This window comes from Colwellia sp. BRX8-5 (assembly GCF_014077325.1).
In the GTDB taxonomy this organism is placed as follows: Bacteria; Pseudomonadota; Gammaproteobacteria; order Enterobacterales; family Alteromonadaceae; genus Colwellia_A.
Genome location: NZ_JACGVR010000001.1, coordinates 189,166 through 212,644, shown reverse-complemented (window position 1 = coordinate 212,644; position 23,479 = coordinate 189,166). Strand labels below are relative to the sequence as shown.

At 38.6% G+C, this 23,479-nt stretch carries 22 protein-coding genes; 1 reads left to right on the top strand and 21 read right to left on the bottom strand.

The features are described from left to right. Positions 1-155: 155 nt before the first annotated feature. The 7 genes from H4J62_RS00910 to ribE all read right to left on the bottom strand — a co-directional run bounded on the left by H4J62_RS00910 (position 156) and on the right by ribE (position 9,554). Complete coding sequence (locus H4J62_RS00910) at positions 156-2,750, bottom strand: TonB-dependent siderophore receptor (protein ID WP_182213543.1); 2,595 nt, start codon at positions 2,748-2,750, stop codon at positions 156-158. Positions 2,751-3,423: 673 nt separating this feature from the next. After that, positions 3,424-4,737 (bottom strand): fumarylacetoacetase, encoded by a 1,314-nt coding sequence (gene fahA / locus H4J62_RS00905; RefSeq protein WP_182213605.1) that lies wholly within the window; start codon positions 4,735-4,737, stop codon positions 3,424-3,426. A gap of 427 nt (positions 4,738-5,164) precedes the next feature. Continuing rightward, complete coding sequence (locus H4J62_RS00900; protein WP_182213541.1) at positions 5,165-7,009, bottom strand: nitric oxide reductase activation protein NorD; 1,845 nt, start codon at positions 7,007-7,009, stop codon at positions 5,165-5,167. A 146-nt stretch (positions 7,010-7,155) separates the two neighbouring features. Then, complete coding sequence (locus tag H4J62_RS00895) at positions 7,156-7,623, bottom strand: phosphatidylglycerophosphatase A (RefSeq protein ID WP_182213539.1); 468 nt, start codon at positions 7,621-7,623, stop codon at positions 7,156-7,158. Positions 7,624-7,638: 15 nt separating this feature from the next. Further along, positions 7,639-8,616: a thiamine-phosphate kinase gene (gene thiL / locus H4J62_RS00890; RefSeq protein WP_182213538.1), complete on the bottom strand. Its 978-nt coding sequence runs from the start codon at positions 8,614-8,616 to the stop codon at positions 7,639-7,641. Positions 8,617-8,660: 44 nt separating this feature from the next. Then, positions 8,661-9,077, bottom strand: a complete 417-nt coding sequence (gene nusB, locus H4J62_RS00885; RefSeq protein WP_070374606.1) for a transcription antitermination factor NusB — start codon at positions 9,075-9,077, stop codon at positions 8,661-8,663. A 12-nt stretch (positions 9,078-9,089) separates the two neighbouring features. Continuing rightward, complete coding sequence (ribE, locus tag H4J62_RS00880; protein ID WP_070374607.1) at positions 9,090-9,554, bottom strand: 6,7-dimethyl-8-ribityllumazine synthase; 465 nt, start codon at positions 9,552-9,554, stop codon at positions 9,090-9,092. A gap of 127 nt (positions 9,555-9,681) precedes the next feature. Between ribE and H4J62_RS00875 the strand changes: the two genes are divergently transcribed. Then, positions 9,682-9,987, top strand: a complete 306-nt coding sequence (locus tag H4J62_RS00875) for a DUF6170 family protein (protein WP_182213536.1) — start codon at positions 9,682-9,684, stop codon at positions 9,985-9,987. Between the two features lie 123 nt (positions 9,988-10,110). On the opposite strand, the gene H4J62_RS00870 is transcribed toward H4J62_RS00875, so the two are convergent. The 14 genes from H4J62_RS00870 to flhF form a co-directional block, all read right to left on the bottom strand. Continuing rightward, on the bottom strand, positions 10,111-10,923 hold the full coding sequence (locus H4J62_RS00870) for a VacJ family lipoprotein (protein WP_310733495.1): 813 nt from the start codon (positions 10,921-10,923) through the stop codon (positions 10,111-10,113). A gap of 114 nt (positions 10,924-11,037) precedes the next feature. Continuing rightward, positions 11,038-11,508, bottom strand: coding sequence for a DUF2802 domain-containing protein (locus tag H4J62_RS00865; RefSeq protein ID WP_182213535.1), 471 nt, complete (start codon positions 11,506-11,508; stop codon positions 11,038-11,040). A 75-nt stretch (positions 11,509-11,583) separates the two neighbouring features. Then, complete coding sequence (locus H4J62_RS00860; protein ID WP_146799106.1) at positions 11,584-12,075, bottom strand: chemotaxis protein CheW; 492 nt, start codon at positions 12,073-12,075, stop codon at positions 11,584-11,586. 91 nt (positions 12,076-12,166) lie between these two features. Next, entirely contained in the window at positions 12,167-12,961 is a 795-nt protein-coding gene (locus H4J62_RS00855) for a chemotaxis protein CheW (RefSeq protein ID WP_220465978.1), read from the bottom strand. A gap of 7 nt (positions 12,962-12,968) precedes the next feature. After that, positions 12,969-13,742, bottom strand: a complete 774-nt coding sequence (locus tag H4J62_RS00850) for a ParA family protein (RefSeq protein ID WP_182176122.1) — start codon at positions 13,740-13,742, stop codon at positions 12,969-12,971. 26 nt (positions 13,743-13,768) lie between these two features. Further along, positions 13,769-14,746 carry a flagellar motor protein MotB gene (locus H4J62_RS00845; RefSeq protein WP_182213533.1) on the bottom strand — a complete coding sequence of 326 codons (978 nt, stop codon included), beginning with the start codon at positions 14,744-14,746 and terminating at the stop codon, positions 13,769-13,771. After that, entirely contained in the window at positions 14,743-15,489 is a 747-nt protein-coding gene (locus H4J62_RS00840; RefSeq protein WP_182213531.1) for a flagellar motor protein, read from the bottom strand. The genes H4J62_RS00845 and H4J62_RS00840 overlap by 4 nt, the downstream gene beginning before the upstream one ends. Next, positions 15,482-16,654, bottom strand: a complete 1,173-nt coding sequence (locus H4J62_RS00835; protein WP_182213529.1) for a chemotaxis response regulator protein-glutamate methylesterase — start codon at positions 16,652-16,654, stop codon at positions 15,482-15,484. Before H4J62_RS00835 ends, H4J62_RS00840 begins: the two co-directional genes overlap by 8 nt. Positions 16,655-16,720: 66 nt before the next feature. Further along, positions 16,721-18,838 carry a chemotaxis protein CheA gene (locus tag H4J62_RS00830; RefSeq protein ID WP_182213528.1) on the bottom strand — a complete coding sequence of 706 codons (2,118 nt, stop codon included), beginning with the start codon at positions 18,836-18,838 and terminating at the stop codon, positions 16,721-16,723. A 13-nt stretch (positions 18,839-18,851) separates the two neighbouring features. Continuing rightward, the gene (locus H4J62_RS00825) at positions 18,852-19,595 is read right to left on the bottom strand and encodes a protein phosphatase CheZ (protein WP_182213526.1); all 744 of its coding nucleotides are present in this window, start codon (positions 19,593-19,595) and stop codon (positions 18,852-18,854) included. A 48-nt stretch (positions 19,596-19,643) separates the two neighbouring features. Further along, positions 19,644-20,027 (bottom strand): chemotaxis response regulator CheY, encoded by a 384-nt coding sequence (gene cheY / locus H4J62_RS00820; RefSeq protein WP_182176128.1) that lies wholly within the window; start codon positions 20,025-20,027, stop codon positions 19,644-19,646. A 51-nt stretch (positions 20,028-20,078) separates the two neighbouring features. Further along, a complete protein-coding gene (locus H4J62_RS00815) occupies positions 20,079-20,798 on the bottom strand; it encodes an RNA polymerase sigma factor FliA (protein ID WP_070374618.1) in 720 nt (239 codons plus the stop codon). Positions 20,799-20,872: 74 nt separating this feature from the next. Then, positions 20,873-21,715 carry a MinD/ParA family protein gene (locus H4J62_RS00810; RefSeq protein ID WP_182213525.1) on the bottom strand — a complete coding sequence of 281 codons (843 nt, stop codon included), beginning with the start codon at positions 21,713-21,715 and terminating at the stop codon, positions 20,873-20,875. A 113-nt stretch (positions 21,716-21,828) separates the two neighbouring features. After that, entirely contained in the window at positions 21,829-23,448 is a 1,620-nt protein-coding gene (gene flhF / locus H4J62_RS00805; protein ID WP_259364648.1) for a flagellar biosynthesis protein FlhF, read from the bottom strand. Positions 23,449-23,479: the final 31 nt, after the last annotated feature.

Below are 23,479 nucleotides of genomic sequence, written 5' to 3'. Positions count from 1 at the left end.
CTGTGAGCAGGTTATTATTCTCGACCAAGTTATTATGCTCGATAGAGTTAACTAAGCTATTCAACTCCTCAATATTTTTATATAAAAAAGTCAGCTAAATTAGCTGACTTTTTTAAGTAAGACGATTAGTGTTCTAATCGCTATTTACAACTCAATTAAAAGCTATAAGTTGCTTTTACGTAGTAGAAGCCACCGTTAAAGCCAAATGGAGATGTTTCGTAGTACTTACCGCCCCATTGGTTATTAGGTGTGAAACCATCAGGATGATTACGTGAAGCTTCTTCAAACTCTAACTCTTCAGCTTGTTGATCAAAGATGTTCTGTGCACCCGCTGCTATTGTAAATGAGTCATTAATAAAGTAACTCACTTCAGCATCAAAAGTAATTGCTGCATCAGCATCTTGAGCGGCTAGGTCATAATCTACGTGTACCGCATGGTATTCACCGAAGTAGTTACCACGAACGTACATACTGATATTATCCCAGCTTTGAGAAACAGTGAATGAACCTCTATGCTTTGGTAAACCTTCTTCTAAGCGTTTAACTTTAAAAGCACCTGTAATATCAGAACTACCCGTAACATCGGTTTCATTCCAGTTGTAAGCTAAGCTAAGTTTAGTATCACCTTCAAACAACTGCATACCGTAGTTTGCAACAATATCAACACCTTGTGTTGTGGTATCAAAGTCGTTAGCAAAGAAACTTACTGTACCTACTGAACGAGGGTTAGCTACATTTAATGCTTCTAATTTAGCATAGTCAGCTTCTTCTAATTTTGTACGGTCAGATTGTGTAATACGGTCATCAACTTCAATATGATAGTAATCAGCCGTAAAGAAAAAATCTCCATTTTGATAAACAGCACCAAATGCATAGCTGCTTGACTGCTCTGGCTCTAATTCTTTACCACCAAATAATTTTGAAAATTCACTTGTTGGTGGTAATAACGCTGAATCGGTTAATTCACCATCTTCTAATGCGGTAGAAACGTTACTTACATTAGCTTGACCAACGGTAGGAGCTCTAAAACCAGTACTTACAGAACCACGTATTGATAACTCATCATTAATAGAATATTGAGCCGTTAATTTATAATTTAACGTATCACCAAATGATGAGAAGTCTTCATAACGTAAAGCTGCGCCAAGTAAAAAGTCGTCAGTAATGTATGCTTCAACATCTACGTATGCAGCAACACTGCGTCTAGAAAACACACCGGCTTGTGATGGTTGAAAACCAGGGAAACCATGTGAGCCTAGGTTAAACCCTTGGTCGATTAATGGACCAGCAAGGAATGAGTATTGATCACCCGCGCCAATTTCAAATGTCTCTTCGCGCCATTCTAAACCACCCGCAACATTCATTGGTGAATCTAGACCAACTTCAACGCCCTTAGATAAATCTAAGTTAAACGTTTTTTCTAATTGTGTGTAATCACCTAAATCAAAATCACGTGGAGATTCAGGACCCATTGAAGAGTTAATGGTATTTACAATACTAAAGCTTGATTTATTACGACCAACAGAACCACTGATATCAAAGAAAACTTCGTCTAGCATTCCGCCATTAATTTCACCTTCAACACCCATAGTTAATGATGTATCGACTACATTACCACCAAAGTTTGGCGTATAACCGCCTGGGTATGTTTCGTTAACCGCAAAACAGTTTTTACCTAAAGCCGTACTATTGTCGGCAATAGACTGATAATCAGCTTGGTCTAAAACATTAGCGCCAATAGCTATGGTAGGACAAGTAATACCGTTATCTACGCCATCTAAATCGCCAACAAGTAGTGTGTCACCACCATCATTTGAATAAATGCTTGAACGGTTATGTGGATTTCTCCAGTAGAAGCCACCTTTTACATCACGTTCTGAATAGTTACCGAACATGTAGAATTTTTTATCATTGCCTAAATCAAGGCCAATATTACCAAAAAGTGTGGTGTCATCATTAACTTCTGGAGAGCCCCAAACTTGAGCTTCTTCAGCGATGAATGAGTTACCTGCCGCTGCAATGGTCGCAGCATTGGCTACTTGAACACTGCGGCTTGTCGCATCAGCATTTTTATATTGAAAACTTAAGTTAACGAAACCATCTTTAGTTAATGGCATACCAACGTTACCTGCGTAGGTTGTTGTAGCGCCATCGCCTTCGTAATATTCACCGTGCTTAACAGAGAAACTACCGCCTTCTGCAGCATCTTTTAAGACAAAGTTCATTACACCAGCGATTGCATCTGAACCGTATTGTGCTGCTGCACCGTCACGTAACACTTCAACTTGCTTTAACGCTATGCTTGGAATAACAGAAATATCTGGACCTTGTGCACCATCATTAATGCCGCCACCTTGGAAGGCAATAACTGAAGCGCGATGACGACGTTTACCATTTAATAACACCAATGTGCTATCTGAAGACAAACCACGTAAGTTTACCGGACGAACTAATGTCGCCGCATCACTAATTGGGTTAGCGTGTACGTTAAATGAAGGAACACTGCCGACAAGTTGATCAAGCATGTCACTTGAACCCATTTTCTCTAAATCTTCACCACCAATAATATCAATTGGAACAGGAGAGTCAGCAACAGAACGAGGCGCTGAACGTGAGCCAACAACCGCTATTCTTTCTACATCTTTTACTTTTACTTTTGAGCTGTTTTCTTCTGCATATGCTGGCGCAGTACCTAGTGCAATACTTACCGCTAACGTTAACGTTGCTGTACGAAATAATTGAGTAGACATGTTACTTCCTTCATAGATTTATGTTTATATTTTTATATTTTTATGTTTTTTTAGACTAGGTAGTCAATAGGTGAAACTACCTAGACTTGCAGGTACTTTATAAAACAGCCTAAAAGTGTTTACAAGGGCGAAATTAATTGAAAATAGCGCGAAAATAGATGTTCTTCATTAAATAACGTTTAATTACGAAAAGAAGTCTAGTTATTGATAAAGAGGTTTTCTCTATAAGGACTATACAGGCTAGTGACTGTGGACTTATTAACCAGAAATTAATATCCGAATATTTTCGTAATCAAATAGACCTAAATAGACCTAAAAGAATTTTCTTATTCCAAATTGACATAAAAATAAATTATAAAAATATTGCACTATTTAGTGAAGTCACAGTCAAAGCACTAAAAATTAACACTAACTTCACAGTGCATACAATATACAAAGTAATTCATCGTCTTTTTTTAGCATTTCGTCGCTTATTTATGCACACTTATTGAATAATTTTGTATTCGCAGGGCTGATTTATAAAAAAGATAATCTAGATCAAAACAAAATTTAATGAGAAGTAGTGGGGAATAAAATAGATTATTACTATTGAAATTTAGTGATAAAAAAAGCGCTGATCATAAACAACCAACGCTTTGCGATTAACTCAATGAGCAATTAGCTAATTTAGCCGTTAACTCGCTGGTAAAATTGTCGCTGATACGGCACCAAAACCAATGCGCACTGCACCTTCTTTTTGACACCAACCTTTCATTATGACGTTGTCACCATCTTCTAAGAAAGTACGTTTTTCACCATTAGGTAAAGTAATAGGATCGGCACCCGCATTTGAAAGCTCTAACATTGAACCGGCTTCTTCAGGCTTAGGTCCAGATTGCGTACCACTGCCAAACATATCACCCGCGCGAAGGTTACAACCATTAACGGTATGATGAGCGACCATTTGTGCCACTGTCCAGTATGAATCTTTAAAGTTAGATTGTGACATTTCAACCGCTTCTTCACTTTTTTCACGCATATTTTGGGTTTCAAGCAAGGCTTGTAACTGGATATCAAATGAACCGACCGCACGATTATTTTCTGACTCTAGGTATGGCATTGGTTGAGGATCTGTCTCAACACGTGTCCAAGCCGAGCGATAAGGTGCTAATGCTTCTGTCGTCACAATCCAAGGTGAGACTGTTGACGCAAAGTTCTTCGACAAAAATGGCCCTAAGGGTTGGTATTCCCAACCTTGAATATCACGCGCAGACCAATCGTTGAATAAACATAAACCAAAGACATGATCTTCGGCGTTATCGATAGAGATAGCATCGCCTAAGTCATTACCTTTACCAATGAATATGCCTACTTCTAATTCATAATCGAGACGCTTACAAGGGCCAAATGATGGTTCAGTTGCTGTCGGCGCTTTAGTTTGTCCAGAAGGACGCTTAAAATCTCGACCAGAAACATCAATAGAAGATGAACGACCGTGGTAACCAATAGGTACCCATTTATAGTTAGGTAATAATGGGTTGTCTGGACGGAACTTCAAACCCACTGACGTAGCATGGTGAATTGAGGTATAAAAATCAGTGTAATCACCAATATTACAAGGTAGTGCATATTCAACGTCAGCTTGAGCAATTAAACAAGCGGCCACTTTATCTTGTAAAGCTGAGCCTTCTTTCAAAGCATCAGAGAGTGCTAAACGTAAAGCGCTCCATGTCGCTTTACCCATCGCCATATAATCATTTAACTGTGGTGCATTACAGGCTTTTACACCTGCTTGGGCTAGACCGTCAAAAACATTTGCGTTAGCCAAGGCAGCTAAGTCAATAACTTGATCACCAATTGCTACACCACCACGGAATGCTTCTTCGCTATTTGCACGTTTAAAAACCGCAAAAGGTAAGTTCTGAATAGGAAAGTCGGTATCTGCTTTATTCGCAGTGACAAGCCAACTAACTCGGGCTGAATTGTGGGTTTCGTTTAATAAATTCATAGTAGACATTGCTTGAAGAACTCCTGAAATTTATGGCTTACTTTGATAAAACGTCAAAATACGTTTTAAAATACAAGTAAGTATAGAAGATAACGATATAAGATAGCGGCATTATACCAGCGAGAACAATAATTGGTATTAATGATAGCATTGAGTTATTTTTCTGAGGGTTAAGCTGTCAACAAATAGTTGCACTAAAGAGTTTACAGCCCATAATCTGATTAAAAAAGATATCTCGGTAAGTAAATCATCATCACGATACAAAATATAACAATACCCCAGAAGGCTTTGACAAAAAATCGTTGCCGCGCATTTTCACCGTCAGGATGATCTTTTGCTAACGGCATTCCACAATTTTGACAATTTTCCCTATTAATCTCATTTTTTGTTTGGCAATAAAGACAAGGTAACTGTTTCGCAGACATAATTAATGACTCGTTAATTGATGATAAAGTTGCGGCAAACGTATCGGTAATTGTGCTGGTCGTAAAATAACGGTGAAGCCATCACGACCAAATAAATAAGGTAAATACTCTTCTGCTTCTTGGTCAATGGTAATACAAAACGGTTTAATGCCTAACCTATTTGCTTCAGCAATCGCTTGGTGAGTATCCTCGATACCAAAACGCCCTTCATAATGATCTATATCATTAGGTTTTCCATCGGTTAAGATCAGTAGCAATTTTTGCGTACTACGCTGCTCTTGTAAAACCTTGGTTGCTTGGCGAATAGCCGCTCCCATTCGTGTATAAAAACCGGGGCGAATAGATTGAACGCGGCCACGAATTTCATCATTGTATGGTTCATTAAAGTTTTTTAGCATAGTAAGACGAACATTTGAACGTCTTACTGAAGAGAAACCATACATAGCAAAGTTATCACCAACACTATTTAACGCCTCACCAAATAACAGCATACTATCGCGAACCACGTCAATAACACGGTTATCATCATCTAAATAAGCATCAGTAGACATAGATAAATCAGCCAGTAATAAACTAGAAATGTCGCGATTGTTACCTCTAAAACTTTGGTAAAGTCCTTTTTCTTGAGTCGGCGCTATTTTACTTTCTACATAAAAGTCTAACCAAGCAGACAAATCAAGTTCTTCGCCTTGCGGTTGGGCTTTTAGCCAGTAACGTACACTGGTTAATTGTTCAAATTGAGCTTGAATAGCCTTTGCCGTTTTTTGAAGCTTAATAGGCAAAGATTGAGCTGTATAATTTTTTGGCAGCATTGGTTGTAGTAAACAACGGTCGGCTTCTAACTGCTGCGTTCTGTAATTCCATTCGGGTAAAGAAATGCCTTTCCCAAGCGGAATATCATCTTCGGACGCGGAAGGTAAATCTAAATCAATTTTTATATTGGCACTTTTTTGGTCTTGTTGTTGCGATAAAGTAATATTGTCGAGATCTTCTGCTGTACGTAATAAATCTTCTTCATCTTCATCGGTATCGTCAGAGCCTCTATCTAGTTTTGAAAATTCGCTCCATGAAAAAAGGCTTTCTAAACGAAAAATCATCATGCCATCGTTACTTTCATCTGCTTGTTCGCGATCTGCTTTTTTACGGCTAATTTTATTTTTTGTTGATTGCTTACTTTCTTGAGCTTGGTTTTCGTCTTCAGTAATGTCTTGATAATCAGGCAAGAGTAATGGATCAACATGAGCTGAAGGATATAACCAAAGGAATACCGCTTTCGGCGCGTAATTAACCGTAGGAAATATTTTAACAGTGCCCGGTTCTAGAATCGCTTGGACAATCGCCTGCTCCATTATTTTTTCTTGCTCGGGTAGTTTTTTTAACGAGGGTCTGCTTACTAAAAAAGCTTGGGCTAATCGTTGATAACGGGGAGTTAATGCTGGAAATTTTGTTAAGACTTCAACAACGAGTTGCTGATTATCTATCGCCCAATGCTGAAAGCGTCCACTATGATGCGCAGCTAAAATAGCTAGCCAAATATAAAGGTCACGATTGAGTTCAGTTGTTGGAAATACCGCTAAACGTTCAGGTAAACGTAAACTCTCAGGGTCTTGCCACGCAAGACTGACTTGTTGATTTTCACCCGATACTTTTTGCAGAAAGGTGCGACGAACGAGATAATCTCTTGAACTCGCCGCCTCTATACGCTTAACAACGTCGCCACCTAAGGCACGAAAAACCATACCAACAGATTTACTGACCTCACTAAAGCACACGCTTGCTTGCTCATATTCGGTACTGGCTTTACGGGTAATATACTTATGCCAAATCCCACCAACCCATTCTTCCATTATCACTACCGCATTAAAGTATGTCTTTAATTTATAGTAGCAAGTTGAAAAATAAATAGGCTGATATGTATCAAGTAACCCGTCATTTAATTAAGGTTTTAAAAAGAAGTGACCAGACACTAAAACTCGACGTTCTGTGCTATGGATTAAAAGATAAGGTGCATGCAAGCCAGTGCTGCTAAGCCCGCAAGAATATCATCAACCATAATACCTAGACCGCCATGTAAATTTTTATCTACATAGGAAATAGGCCAAGGTTTAAAAATATCAAAAATTCTAAATAAGATAAAACCAACAACAATACTTTGCCATGTCAAAGGAACAAGAAACATAGTGATTAAAAAACCAACAATTTCATCCCAGACAATTGCGCCATGATCAGGTACACCTGCATCTTCTGCGGCTTTTCCACAAATATAGATACCGGCAATGCTCATGATAATAACAATAGCTAAATAAGTACTGACTGAAGTAGGCGCTAACAGCAGGTACAAAGGAATGGCCGCAAGCGTGCCATAAGTACCTGGTGCTTTAGGTAATAAACCACTACCAAACCCTAAAGCAAGAAAATGGATGGGGTTAGTTATACGAAAGTTCTCGGTAGATTTACTCATTACATTTAACTTACATTATTTAGTAGAAGGAGTATCAGAGAAATGTTCATAGCTCTGAACCTTAATATTTACCGCTTTTTTATTTAATGTCGTGGTAATTTTTCCTGAACCATTCAATTGGCCAATACAGGTGATCTTATTGCCTGAGTTAGCTAAGGCTGTTTCCATGCCTACGCGGTTATCTTCAGTAACACTAAATAATAGCTCGTAATCATCGCCACCTTCTAAAGCAATATCGTACGCTGCGTCTATACCAACAGTATCACTTAATGCGGCAGAAAGTGGTAAAGCATCAAGAACAATATTAGCACCAACACCCGAGGCATTACAGATATGAGCTAGGTCTGCGACTAAACCATCAGATAAATCTATCGCAGAAGTCGCATATTTACGTAAAGCTTGTCCAGCCAAAACCCTTGCTTTTGGAAAGTCTAAGCGTTTTTGTATTTCTTGCTGATATTTAGCTGCTACTTTCACTTTACCTTGGATATGTTGTAAAGCGAGGTTCGCTGCACCTATCTCACCGGTAACATATAACCATTCTCCGGCTTTAGCACCTGAACGGGAAATATGTTGTCCAAAAGGAATTTGTCCTTGCGCTGTAATGGTTATACTCAATGGTCCTTGCGTCGTATCACCACCAATAAGCTGGACATTATAAAATTCACAAAGGTCAAAAACACCAAGGCAAAATTCATTGATCCAATTTTCATCAATCTCAGGAAGCGTGAGTGCTAAAGAAACCCAACTAGGCTCTGCCCCCATAGCGGCAAGATCAGACAAATTAACAGCTATCGATTTATGACCAATAGCACGTGGCGATGTATTTAAAGGAAAATGAACACCTGCCACTAAGGTATCTGTCGTTACTGCAATGTGTTGGCGTTCACCCGGAGTAACCAGTGCACAATCGTCACCAATACCTAAATAAACGTCTTTGCGCTTCACTACCTGTTCAGTAAAATAACGTCGAATGACTTCAAATTCTTTCATACAACAACCAATCCTTTGCTTTGCTTTGAGAAAATGAACGCAAATTATTCTTCTGGACGAATCAGTTTAACGGCTTTATCAAGAACACCATTAACAAATTTATGACTATCGTCAGCAGCAAAAGATTTTGCTAATTCGATAGCTTCATTAATAACAACTCGGTATGGCACATCTTTACAATCTTTCAATTCATAAATGGCGACACGTAAAATAGCTTTTTCTACTGGGTCAACGTCGTTTAAAGGACGGTCAACATGTGGAGAAATAGCTTCATCGATAGAACCAACTGATTTGGTTACACCGTGGAGTAATTGTTGAAAATATGGAATATCAAAACGGCGCGCACTGTTATCAGTTAAAAAGTTAACTTCGATATCAGTTACTGAGTTTTGGCTAAGCTGCCATGAGTAAATAGCTTGAACAGCTAACTCACGAGCTTTCCTTCTAGGAGTTGGTTTCACAAAAATTCCCGCTTATATTTTATCTAAAACATTAACCATTTCTAAAGCACTTAAAGCCGCTTCTGCGCCTTTATTACCTGCTTTAAGTCCGGCACGATCTATTGCTTGCTCAACGGTATCGGTTGTAATAACACCAAAAGCAACAGGAATAGTGTATTCCATTGAAACTTGCGCTAAGCCTTTATTACATTCGCCCGCAACAAAATCAAAATGTGGAGTTCCGCCACGAATAACGGCGCCAATAGCTATAATGCCATCGAACTCGCCTTTACTTGCAATACGCTTAGCAGCAAGGGGTAATTCATATGCGCCAGGAACACGAACAATAGTAATGTCGTTATCTGCAACATTGCCATGGCGTTTAAGTGCATCAACTGCACCTTCTAATAAATTTTCAACTACAAAACTGTTAAAACGTGAAACAACGATGGCAAACTTTTTACCTGCTGCGTCAAAATTAGCTTCAATGATATTCATTTATATTTCACTCACAAAAAATTTGCCGCAATTCTACCAAACCCAGAGACAATTCGGTACTTGTTTGCTTAATTAAGTGTAAAAATACTGTAGAATACTGCTATTACTCACTAAAAATACGATACCTATGGCTTTTATATTTTCAACAAATAAACTTCCCGAACTCGAAAGCTATACGCTTGGGCAAAGACAGCAGATTTTAACACTCGCTGCCGCTAAATTGACCGCACCAGAGAAGTTCGTATTAAATATTTTGAAGTTAATCATGTTGGTGCCACCTTTTATATTTATGGCACAATTAGATGGGCTGCTCTTTGTGGTATCTTTGTTTAGTTTTCTAGCCGTGTATTTTATTTTACTTCGGCCAGTATCGTTAATTTTTACCCGTAAATATCTCAGTGTTGCGATCAAGCAGTATAATAAATTAGCTTAATCTTTAATTATCACATCAAAAAAACCGCGATTTACATTAACACCACAGCCTTTTTTTTAATTAATAGTTTTGTAAAAATGAGTGAAGCTTGAAGTATTTTAAGCTTCACTCTGCAAAGCAAGTTTATTGATCAACGTCTGCCATGTTATCGAGTTCTTCTAAAAAGGCATTAATTTCGTCTTCACTGTCTTCATCAATCACGATGGGCGGGTTACCATCATAAACTTTAAATTCCATATTTTGAAAGTAAGCATTTTTTACAAATTCGTATGAATCAATAGATTCATTAATAATTTGCTCTTGATCAACAAGCGCAGCTCGTTGTTCAAGCCCGAGTACGGCTTGGCGAAGTAAGTTAGGCCAAAAATCAATAATCGCTAATGGCCAGTAGTATTTATCAACATAGTCACCCACTTCTTCACGAACTGAGCTTGGCCCAAGAGCCGGTATAACTAGATAAGGTCCATCTCCAACACCATATGAGCCTAAGACTTCACCAAACTCTTCTTGTGCTCTGATCCACTCGAAGTCACTTGCTGGGTCAAAAAATCCAAATATGCCAATAGTAGAGTTAAGGATAAAACGCCCCGTACTTTTACCCGCTTCACTAAACTTTCCTTGCAGCAGGTTATTTATAACCGTTGATGGTTCGTTTAGGTTTAAGGCAACATTATGTATCCCGGACCTAAAGTCTGTTGGCATATATTCAACATACGCTTGGGCTGTCGGTTTAAGCACATATTTGTCTGCATAATCCCAGGTAAAAGTCCAAAACGGTCGGTTAATTGATTCTAATGGATCTTTAGGATCTGAAACACTAGCACTATTTTCAGCAGGTGTTGATGAACAGGCAGAAATAACTAATGCCAGTAGAATGACAACAATTTTTTTTGTTGGATTATTGAACAAATAAGAAAATATAGCGGCTACTTTCACTTAGCGTCCTTGATATTGAGTAAAAAAATAATGACGCAGTTTACCACGCAAAAATGCAATGCAACATAAAAGCTTTAACTATTTATCTGCGGAAAAACCATAAAATGATTGGTTTTAAGAAGGCGATGTTTTATTTCTGTGGACAGATATTAACATCTCAGCTTCAGCAAGTGGGATGTCACATTCTCGAACGACCTCATCGATCTCTGCGCCTAACTCAACGAGTTTAAAAGCACGTGAATAGAGTTTATCTTGCGGTTGCTGATTTTGAAATTGATCTATTAATTGCTTTTGAAGCCCACTCTCTTGTTGCAGTATTTTAATACGATGTTCAAGTTGTTTACTGACTTGCTCGTTTTCTAACTGCAGACTTTCAAGCTTATTATTAAACTCAAGCAATTGTTTATTTACGCTATTTTGCGACGATTGTAGCTCATTTATAAACAACTCTTGCGTTTCAAGTTGTGTTTTCAGCACTTTATGAGTTCGATAAAAATAAGTTTTTTGGCGATAAATATAACCCATTAGCACTATAAAAAGCACAAAACTGCTAACTAAAATCAAAAGTGGCGAGATAATAAACATAAACGCTTCTTAAACCATTACAACTAGATAAAGCCTGATAAGCCAGGCTTTATTTAAAGAGACTCAGTAAACAGCCTAGAACTGTTTAAGTTCATCCCATTCGTCGTCAGAAAGTAACTGATTTAGGTCGACTAAAATCAATAACTCACCTTCTCTGTTTGAAACACCTTGAATGAATCGTGCACTATCGTCATTACCAACATTCGGAGCATCATCTATCTCAGAATTTTTTAAGTAAACAACTTCAGCGACACTATCTACCAAGATACCAATAACTTGTTTTTCGGCTTCAATGATAACAATACGAGTATTATCAGAAATATCCGCAGGTTTAAGCCCAAAGCGTTGTCTGGTATCAATGACAGTAACAACGTTCCCTCGCAGATTAATGATACCTAATACATATGTAGGTGCTCCTGGCACCGGTGCAATTTCACTATAGCGCAAGACTTCTTGCACTTGCATTACATTAATACCGTAGGTTTCACTATCAAGCTTAAAGGTTACCCATTGCAACACTTCATCGTTGTCTACGTTTTCATTTGCATTACGTCTATCATCAGCCATACAGCCTGCCTCTTAAATATCTTATTGAAAATCAATCTGTTTGATTATTCGTCTAGTGTACATAGTATAATACTATCTGGAGATCTAGCCATTAATCTTGGTTAATATTTGCGCCTGCGTCAAGTAACTTAATCAAAGACTCGACATCAAGCAGTGCACACATACGTTCTTTGACTAAACCGGCTAACCAAGGTCGTTTGTTCGGTAGGTCTAACCATTTTACATCTTCTTGCTCTAACGTCACTGTATCGACTAATGTTTCAGCCGATAATCCCCAATGACTATTACCTAGCATGACAATGTATTGATAGTTTAGCGAATTTATTAACGCTTCGTCACATTTTTCTGGCATTACCCATAAAGCGGTATTCACTACATTAATTTTTTCATCTCGATGTAACATAACACCAGTAAACCATTTAGGCTTACCCATTAGACTCGTTGTCTTGTCTTCGTTATGTATGCCACCCAATTCAATCAACGGCACTGCAATCGTTAAACCCGCAACATTAAAGAACATCGCTTGAAAACTACCCTTTCGATAATTTTTACTCTGATGAACAATTAATGGCTGATCACTTTTTCTTGTCTTAAGCGGTTCATCAAGAGTCAATTGCGTTTTTTCTTCGACTTTGTCCTGAATTTTTTCTTCAACTATTTTAGGTCGTTCATTTTTTACTGAGCTTTTTACAGTATAAACAGGTTCATCTATTGGGTCGGCAATACGTTCAGTAATATCAACTTTTTGTAAAAGTTTTTCTAACGGTTGCTGATATTTTGCTTTTACAGAAATAATTGGCAGGTCCGATTCTTGCTGATCTTCAGTCAACAATTCTGATAAATAATTCTGCATTAATTTCTTACTTGCAGCGAGTGACTTTGCCATTGGACAATTAACCTAATTTTTGCAGTTCTAATAAACTGCTTAGTAGTTTTTTATATGCACTAACACCACGTGTTAACGGTGCGTAATCTGAAGGTACCTGCATTGCATAACTGGCATTTCTAAAATTAGTATCTACCGGTATAACACCGGCCCAAACACTATCATCGTATAGCTCTTGTAACTTTCTATAGGTCAGTAATGATGCTTTAGTACGTTTATCAAACATAGTCGGCACTATGGTATATTTAAACGGCTTATCTTGCTCAACTTGCATAATATCCATTGTTTTCATCATGCGGTCTAAGCCTTTCAAGGCTAAGAACTCAGTCTGCACTGGCACAATAATACGTTGCGATGCCGCCAAAGCATTCACCATCAGCACACCTAAAATCGGTGGGCAATCAATTAAGACATAATCATATTCATCGGCTATTTTTATCATCGCTTTTTTCAACACTAAGCCCATACCACCTTTATTACCGAGTGAACGGTCTAAAGTAGCTAAGCCCATAGTTGCCGGGAGTATATCTATATTGTCGTATTTCGTTGGACATAAACTTTGCATTATTTGTTCTTTCGTTGAAACTTGAACAAATAAATCGTAAACACTTAACTCAAGATCTTCAGATTCGATACCAAAATAATAACTCAAAGAAGCATGGGGATCAGTATCTACCAACAACACTTTATAGCCCTGCTCAGCTAATAAGCCACCTAAGGAGATTGTTGTTGTGGTTTTACCAACGCCACCTTTTTGATTTGCTACGGTCCATACTACCAAGTTGCTAACCTACTTATTTCGTTGTACTAATTATTGTTCTGCTCAGAAGAGGGGTTATCATCTTCTCGTGTTGTAATTCTAATGCCACCATTATCAAGTCTTATGATACGTATTTCATTATCCTCATCATCACCATTATCTATCTGCTTTATGGCTTCGACGTCTTTAATGCTGATGGTAGGGGTCGCAAGTAAATTTGACTTTTCTAAACCATATTTTGATATAGCGATAACAACACGACGGTTTTGCGCGCGGCCTTGTGCTGTTTTATTGTCTTCTCGTGGATAATATTGCCCATACCCCTCAATAGCCATACGAGCAGGATCAAGGGATAAGTCTTCAAGCACTCGTAAAATAGCCGTTGCTCTAAAAACTGATAATTCCCAATTTGAAGAAAATATCTCAGTATTAATCGGTTGGTTATCAGTATAGCCTCTTATGCGAATAAAATTGCTGGATGAACCAATTACATCATAAATAACCGCAAGTATTGTTGTTGCATTGTTGGTTGCTGATGATGAGCCGCTGGGGAAAAGCATACCACTGTTTAATTCTATTTCTAACCAATCACCATCAATCTGCAGTTGCGCATAACCTGATTCGATTAATTCATACAAGGCGGTATGTAATTCTTTTTCTAGTGACGTTAGATTAGTGCCTACCTGACTGTCAGAAACATTAGAAAGTGTTTTCTCACCGTCAAAAAGTTCAGGGCCAGCGACATCTAAAATGCCATTACCATACAAGCGCTTATTAGTTTTTGAGCTGTTAACATCGAGGATATCGTCACCATGCCCCCGATTTTTAGGTAGTTTATTATTGGCTTGAAAAACTTTACCTATTGATTCTGTCGCGGTTTCATAGGGCTCTTCATCAACCATTGCCATTGCATATAAAACAACAAATAACGCAAAGAGCAAGGTCATATAATCGGCGTATGAAACTAACCATCTGTCGACATTATCATTTTCGACTGAATGTCGACGTTTCCTTAAGTGGTTCATTGCTCTAACCGAAAGGCCGACAACTTATTTTCAATGGCATGTGGATTTTCTGCTAATGCAATAGAAATAAGGCCTTCAGCAATCATTTCTCGGTACATGGTTTGCTGGTGAATAATAGCCTTTATTTTATTAGCAACGGGTAGGTATATTAAATTGGCAAAACCAACGCCGTAAATAGTCGCAATAAAAGCCGTTGCAATGCCTTGTCCAAGTAAAGTGGGATCGGTAAGGTTACTCATCGCATGAATGAGGCCAAGTACCGCTCCTAAAATACCTATGGTAGGACTGTAACCGCCCATAGACTCAAAAACATGAGCAGAGCGCAAATTATGCTCGCGATAAAGATCTAAATCTAATTCTAATGAGATACGCAAGTTGTCTACTTCTATACCATCAACTAATAAGTTAAGCGCTTTATTGGTATAAAAATCTTGTTCTTCTTCGGCAATATTTTCCAGTGATAAATATCCAGATTCTCGTGCTTTTTCAGACCAAGAAACTATCGAATCAATGCCTTGGTCAATATCATACTTGGGTGGATAAAATATCCACTTTAATAAAGACAACGCATGAAAAAATTGCGCTGAAGATGACTGTAACATTACAGCCCCTAAAGTACCGCCAAAGACAATGATAAAGGCAGGTAACTCAAATAACGCAGCGAGGGAGCCTCCATCGAGAATAAAACCTAAATATATGGCCGTAATTGCGACAAAAAGCCCGGCAATGGTTAACTTATCCATGGTCCACTTCCTTGATAATACTTTGGCTGATATCTTCTAATGCTAAAGATAAAACAGAAATACCTGCAACGGTAACGGCTTGCGGCATACCATAAACCACACAAGAAGCTTCGTCTTGTGCCCATATTGTCGCCCCTTTACCTTTTAACATGCGAGCACCTTCTCGGCCATCAGAGCCCATACCGGTCAATACAACACCCAATACTGAGCCACCAAATACCTTAGCTGCTGAGCCAAAACTCACATCAACACTTGGTTTAAAAGCAATTTTTTCAGACTTATCTTCTATAATTTTTAACTTGGCTAATTTTGGCGTACCGTCAATAATCATTTGCCTGCCACCAGGCGCTAGGTAAGCACAACCAGGTTTTAAAATATCCCCATCTGCTGCTTCCTTAACATTAATATTGCACAAGGTATTTAAACGATTGGCAAAAGCAAAAGTAAAAGCAGCGGGCATATGCTGTATTAGAATAATGGGTAGCGGAAAGTTTTGCGGCAATTGCGTTAATATTTTTTGTAAGGCAATTGGTCCCCCCGTTGATGTACCTATAGCGAGTAGTTGGTAACTTTTACCTGAGCTTCTTTTAACAACCTGACTGCGAATACTTTCGCTTTGACTCGGTTCAGTTTTAGTTGTTCGCAGCGGAGTTCTCGATTGAATGTCGAATTTATTTACGGGTTTACTCACCGGATTAGTGGCCGTTGAAGATAGGCTAATTCGTGACGCGTGAGCTTTTACTGCCAATTTTCTTTTCAATAAACCGTTAGTCTTCGCTAATTGAACCACTCGTTGACGCAGCAAACTACCTGCATCATCAGTTGTTTTGGCTATTTCACTGAATTTTTTCGGGAGAAAATCAAGTGCTCCGGCTTCTAAGGCCTCGAGGGTAGCATTAGCACCTTGATGAGTGAGCGATGAAAACATTAAGATTGATGTTGGCGCTTTCGCCATTATTTGTTTCACAGCTTCAATACCATTAAGCAATGGCATTTCTATATCCATGGTGATCACATCAGGCTTTAATGATACAGCCTTTTCAACAGCATCTTTACCATTTACAGCAACATCAATAACAGTAAGGTTCGGATCTTTATTTAAAATATCGGTAACTCGACGTCTAAAGAAACTCGAGTCATCAACAACCAACACCTTATAGGGCATTTATTATCTCATTTGTTATTATGAATGAAAAAGCCCTAATAAAATTTAATAGGGCTTTATTATACGTTAAGAGCGTAATTTTTTATTAACAACAGATTTTTTTGCGTAAAACTTCAGCATATTAGGCACATCGATAATTAACGCTATACCACCATCGCTGGTAATTGTTGCGCCGGCCATACCTGGTGTGCCGTGTAATAGACGGTCGAGTGGCTTTATCACCACCTCTTCTTGACCAATTAGACTGTCGACCACAAAGCCAATTTGCTGATTGCCCAATTGAACAATAACCACATGACCTTTTTCTCTTGGCTTCTCAACAAAATCACGTACTAACCACTTATCTAAGTAGAAGAGTGGAATCGCCTTTTTACGAACAATAATGGTTAATTGTCCATCAACAACGTTGGTGGTGGTTAAATCAAGATGAAATATTTCATTCACGCCAGCAAGTGGTAAAGCAAATGTTTGCTTACCAACAATAACCATTAATGTCGGTAAAATAGCTAACGTTAACGGTACTTTAATCTCTAAGATTGTACCTACGCCCATTTCAGAATCTATACTTACCGTACCGTTTAACTGGGTGATCTTAGTCTTGACTACATCCATGCCAACACCACGGCCTGAAACTTCTGAAATTTCAGTCTTGGTAGAGAACCCTGGAGCAAAAATTAAACTAAAGGCTTCTTTATCTGTCATTCTAGCCGCAGAGTCAGCGTCAAGAACACCACGAGTAATCGCGATTTCTTTGAGCTTTTCTGCATTCATGCCTGCACCATCATCTTTGATGGTTAATAATATATGGTCACCCTCTTGAGAAGCAGAAAGCACCACGACACCTTCTCTTGGTTTCCCCAATGCTTCGCGCTTATCAGGCATTTCTATACCGTGATCTACAGAGTTTCTCACTAAATGCACTAATGGATCAGCGAGTGCCTCAACAAGGTTTTTATCTAGATCGGTTTCTTCACCTTTGAGCACTAATTTAATTTCTTTGTCTAAACTGCGCGCTAAATCTCGAACAACTCGAGGAAATCGTCCAAAGACTTTCTTGATTGGCTGCATACGGGTTTTCATTACCGCACCTTGCAAATCAGTCGTTACCGCATCAAGGTTAGAAACAGCTTTCGTTAAATCTTCATCCTCTTTGGTTAAGCCCAAACTTGTTAAGCGATTTCTCACTAAAACAAGCTCACCAACCATATTCATAATTTGATCAAGACGTTTAGTGTCAACCCTAACAGTCGTTTCACCCTGCATTGCTTTAGCGGGCGCTTTTTCTGGCACTGGCGCTTTAGCGACAGGTTTAGCTGCAGGAGCTACCGGTGCTGGCTTCGCGGCTGGTGTTTGAGCAACAGGTGTTGGTGCTGGTGTTGGTGCTGGTGTTGGTGCACTAGGTGCTGGAGTAACAGATAATTTCGGCGCTTGACCTTGACCATGTAATTCGTCTAATAAAGCTTCAAAGTCATCGTCACTTATTTCATCTGATGAACTGCTATTCGATGAAGATGGTTTACTTGAATTATTAGCAGCGACTTCAGGCGAAAAAGCACCTTGACCGTGAAGTTCATCGAGTAAGGATTCAAATTCGTCATCTGAAATATCATTGCTGTCTGAAGACGTTGCTGTTTCTACAGGTGCTGGGGCTGGCGTAGAAGCTGAGCCACCACCATGGAGTTCGTCGAGAAGTCGTTCAAATTCATCTTCTGACATTTCATCGCTAGAAGAACTTTCGCTTTCATGAGTAGCTACTGCTTCAACAACGACTGGCGCAGGCGCTTGCTCTTTGCCTTCTGGTTGGCTTAAACGATGCAATTCTGCAAGTAGTTGAGCATCAGCTTTATCAAGTTTCTCGCCGTTTTGAACTTGTACAAACATTTCATTTACAACATCAAGCGCTTGTAAAATAACATCCATTAAGCTTGCACTAACACTACGTTGGTTGGTACGTAACAGATCGAAAATATTTTCCGCGCCATGACATACGTCAACTAAATTATGTAATGCTAAAAATCCGGCTCCACCTTTAACGGTGTGAAAACCTCTAAAAATAGCATTTAATAATTCGGCATTATCGGGGTCGTTTTCAAGTTCTACGAGTTGTTCCGAAAGCGTTTCAAGTATTTCTCCAGCTTCTATTAAAAAATCCTGAAGAATCTCTTCATCTTGCTCAAATGACATCCAGCAACTCCTATTAAAATCCTAAACTTGATAAAAGGTCATCAACATCATCTTGGTCAGCGACAACATCATCACGTTGTGCTGCATTAACGATCGGGCCTTCAACTAAGTTATCACCTACTTTAGGTTTACTTCGCTCTGCATTACTATCTGTCGTAATACCAAAAGCGGTTAGCATACCAATCAAGCTATCCTCTACTTCACGAACTAGATCAATAACTTTACGAATAACTTGTCCGGTTAAATCTTGAAAATCTTGCGCCATCAAAACATCAGTCATTAAATCATGCATACGCACTGATTCTCTATCTGTCGTTTTTAATAATAAATCTATATCAACACATAAACTTTTAAATTCGGTTAATTCCAATTTGTTATGCATTAATTTTTGCCATAACGGATTAACAGCCTTTATTTGCTTTTGTATCGTATCCACAACGGGAAAAATAGATTCAACAGCATCCATGGTTTTATTAGCGGCTTCTTCCGTTCGCGTTATAACGTAGTTTAGACGTTCTTGAGCATCGGGGATATCTGCTGTCGCTAAATCATTTAACCTGGAATCTAATTGAAAATTATTTAATGAGTCATGTAGTTGGCGAGTCAGCTTGCCTATTTCAGCAAACAATTCAGAATTAATTGGATTTTGAATTTCAGCAATTAATTCATCTGCCTTGTCTTGTTGACCACTTTCTAAATATTCGACCAGTAGCTTTGCTTCTTCCAAAGAAACATGCACATTTGTATTCGCACTCATGCAAAAACCTCACGTTTAGATTAATTAATTATCTATCTAATTAAGGAATTAACCTAAGCGTTGAAATATTTTATCTAACTTGGCGTTTAACGTCGCTGCGGTAAATGGTTTTACAATATAGCCATTAACACCCGCTTGAGCCGCCATCACAATTTGTTCTTTCTTTGCTTCAGCAGTAATCAGCAATACTGGGATATGTGATAACTTCGCATCGGCACGGATGGCTTTGAGCAAATCAATACCTTGCATACCTGGCATATTCCAATCAGTTACAACAAAGTCAAAAGAGCCTTCTTTTAACATCGGTAAAGCAGTGCTACCGTCATCTGCTTCTGAAATGTTAGTGAAACCTAAATCTCGTAACAAGTTTTTGACGATACGTCTCATCGTTGAAAAATCATCAACAACAAGAACTTTCATATTTTTATCCAAGGCACCCTCCGGTGAGAACATTTTAAAATTGTGATTATATGTATATTCTACTCAACTTTGCCAAGATTGCATACGTCCTTTTAACCTATGCATCGCTTGACTGTGAATTTGGCTAACACGCGACTCACTTACATCAAGCACTTGACCAATCTCTCGAAGATTTAATTCTTCGTCGTAATATAGTGACAGTACTAGAGCTTCGCGTTCGGGTAAAGTGGAAATGCATGCTGTTAACGATTTTTTAAAAACTATTTTTTCAAAATTATCATAGGGATCGTTATTATTCACATCTTCCATATTCGATATAGCATCTGCCCCCGTACTTAAGTCTTCAATACCAATTATTTTACCGGTACTTACCTCACTTAGAATATGATGGTAGTCATTTAACGAAATATCAAGTTTTTCAGCAACTTCAATATCAGTTACATCACGACCTAAACTTGCTTCAAGCAATTTTATCGCTTCACTGACCATGCGGCTATTTTTATGAACAGAGCGGGGAGTCCAGTCACCACGGCGTATTTCATCAAGCATAGCACCACGGATACGAATACCAGCAAAGGTTTCAAAACTTGCACCTTTGCCGTGATCAAAATTATTAGACGCTTCAAGCAGGCCTATCATGCCTGACTGAATAAGGTCATCAACCTGCACGCTCGCAGGCAACCTTGCTAATAGGTGATAAGCGATTCTTTTCACTAAAACTGTATGCTGCGAAATTATAGCAGATTTATCAGTTTGAATACTGTAAGCATTTGGTTTTACCACTATCGCTCACTCGCTAAATTATAGGAAAGATATAGAACTTTCAACAAAGTACTCATATCTGATTACTCTTGTTATTAATGTTCTAACAATTGTTCAATAAAAAACTCTAAATGACCTGACGCTTGTTTAGGCACCGGCCATTTAATTAAATTACCTGCTAAAGATTTAAAAGCAACCGCTGCAGGCGATTGTGGATAAGCTTCAACAATTGCTTTTTGTTTTCTAACGGAATTTCTTATATTTTCGTCAAATGGAATGACAGCAACGAGTTCAAGTGCAACATCTAAAAATCGATCGGTAACTTTAGAAAGCTTACCAAAGAGTTGCTGTCCTTCTCTTGGCGTTCTCACCATGTTGGCAACAACTTTAAATTTAAATACACCATGATCTCGACTTAATAATTTCATTAAGGCGTAGCAATCAGTAATAGATGTAGGTTCATCACAGACCACTAACATCACATCTTGTGAGGCACGGCAAAAGCTTAGTACCATGTCGGAAATACCGGCGGCAGTGTCAACAATAAGTACATCAAATTTTGTGTTCATATCACTAAAAGCGCGAATTAAACCCGCATGTTCAGCAGGCGTTAAATCGACCATAGATTGTGAACCTGACGTAGCAGGAATGATATTAATACCAGCGGGACCTTCAATAATTATATCGTCTAATTCACACTCGCCAGAAAGCACATGTGATAAGTTACGTTTTACCCGCAAACCTAGCATAACATCGACATTAGCCAAGCCTAAATCGGCATCTAAAACTAAAACTCGTTGTCCTAATTGTCCAAGTGCAATAGCGGTATTAAGCGAAACGTTAGTTTTACCTACTCCGCCTTTACCGCCAGAGACAGCAATGACTTTTACCGGAGCTGAATTTTGCATTTTTCTTAAGCCACTTGCTTGATCATTCATTTATCGTATTTCTCTACTTTCTTACGAATAGCTATCAATTTAATTTAGTATAACCCTATAATCATTTAATCTGCATATTTTTATAGCTTCAAAATTCACATATTTAGAACAAGTTATGGAAATACAGCTGTATTAGCACTCATCGGTGCTGTTCGCCAATTTATTGGATTATTAATTTGATTTTTCGCGCTCATTTTATCTGCTAGCGTAACGAGTTTTTCAGCATTTGCAACTTTAATATCTTCAGGAACTCTTTGTCCATCCGTTAAGTAGCCTATCGCTAAACCGTTTTGAATCGAAGTAGAAATTATTTCTCCTATGCTAAGGCTTTCATCAAGTTTAGTATAAATACAGCCAGCTAAAGGTACTTTTTTAAAGCGATCAACATTTTCTTGCATAACTCGTTGTTGAGTATTAGCAGCTAACACTAAATAGTTGCGAATTCTGACCCTTGCATTAGAAACTAAAGTAGTTAGGTGTTTAGCTAAACGCATATCACGTTGCCCCATACCTGCAGTATCAATAAGTATCAGTTTCTTTTTGGAGAACTGTTGCAACAATGTATCTAAGGTTTTTGCATCACCAGCAAGCTTTACATCACAACCAATAATTCGGCCGTAAGTGGCTAATTGTTCAAATCCAGCAATACGGTAGTTATCTGTTGAGATCATCACCACTTGGTCTGCGCCATGAATCTGAGCAAACCGCGCCGCGAGTTTAGCTACGGTAGTTGTTTTACCTACGCCGGTAGGTCCCACTAATGAAACCACGCCACCACGATGAATAATGTCATTATTAGTGGTATTAATTTGTTGGCTGATAAATTTCTTCGCTAATAACCAAGTATCTTGGTCATTTTTTTGTGCTGGAATATAACCTGCAATTTGATCTGAAACTTGTTCGCTCATACCCAAAGACATTAGTCGATTAACCAACATCGCACGAGCGGGATCTTTTTGCGCCATATCCTGCCACATTAACCCCGAAATTTGATGTTCTAGTAATTCACGAATAGAAGACATTTCGTGTTTCATTTTCTCTAAGTCGGCGTTATTTACATTTTGTGGCGGTAAGCCATCGCTTACTAAAGACTGTGCTTGGTTCATCACCGGCTGTTGATATGAGTCGCTTGATTGTTCATCACCTTGTTCTTGGCTATTTTGCTCTAAACGGTCGGTGAAGCTTTTAAATTGCTGCTCAATATTGCTTGACGGTGTTGGCGTTGAAACTTGCGCTGAGTTATTTGGATTATTTAGCTTAGCGGCTGCCTGGACGATTTTATCATGCTGAGCTTGATTAATACCTTGACCAATATTTGCAGGTGCTTGCTGAACTTGACGACTTAATAAAGCCGCTAAACTGTCTGAGGGTAAGCGGGTATCTTCTGCTGCCGAGTTGTGCGAAACACTAGGACTGGTCAAAGGATTATTTTGTCTAATATTGACCACATCATTGTCAATCGAACGGTCAAAACTGTTTGTTGCTTGCGCTGTTGAGTTGTTTTCAGGAGAATTTTGCATTACGGGTTGTGCTGCCTTAATTTCTACGTTGTTGTCAACCGCAGCCATTAGTTCAACGCCTTCAGGTACGCGTTTATTTGACATAATCACAGCGTCAGCACCTAGCTCGTCTTTGATTTGTGTCAGCGCACTTCTCATATCTTTTGCTACAAAACGTTTAATTTTCAAAACTAACCCCTTATCAACTGCAATCGCTGTTAATGACTTATTCATTTAACCGCAAATATTTTCTGCTGCTCATTAC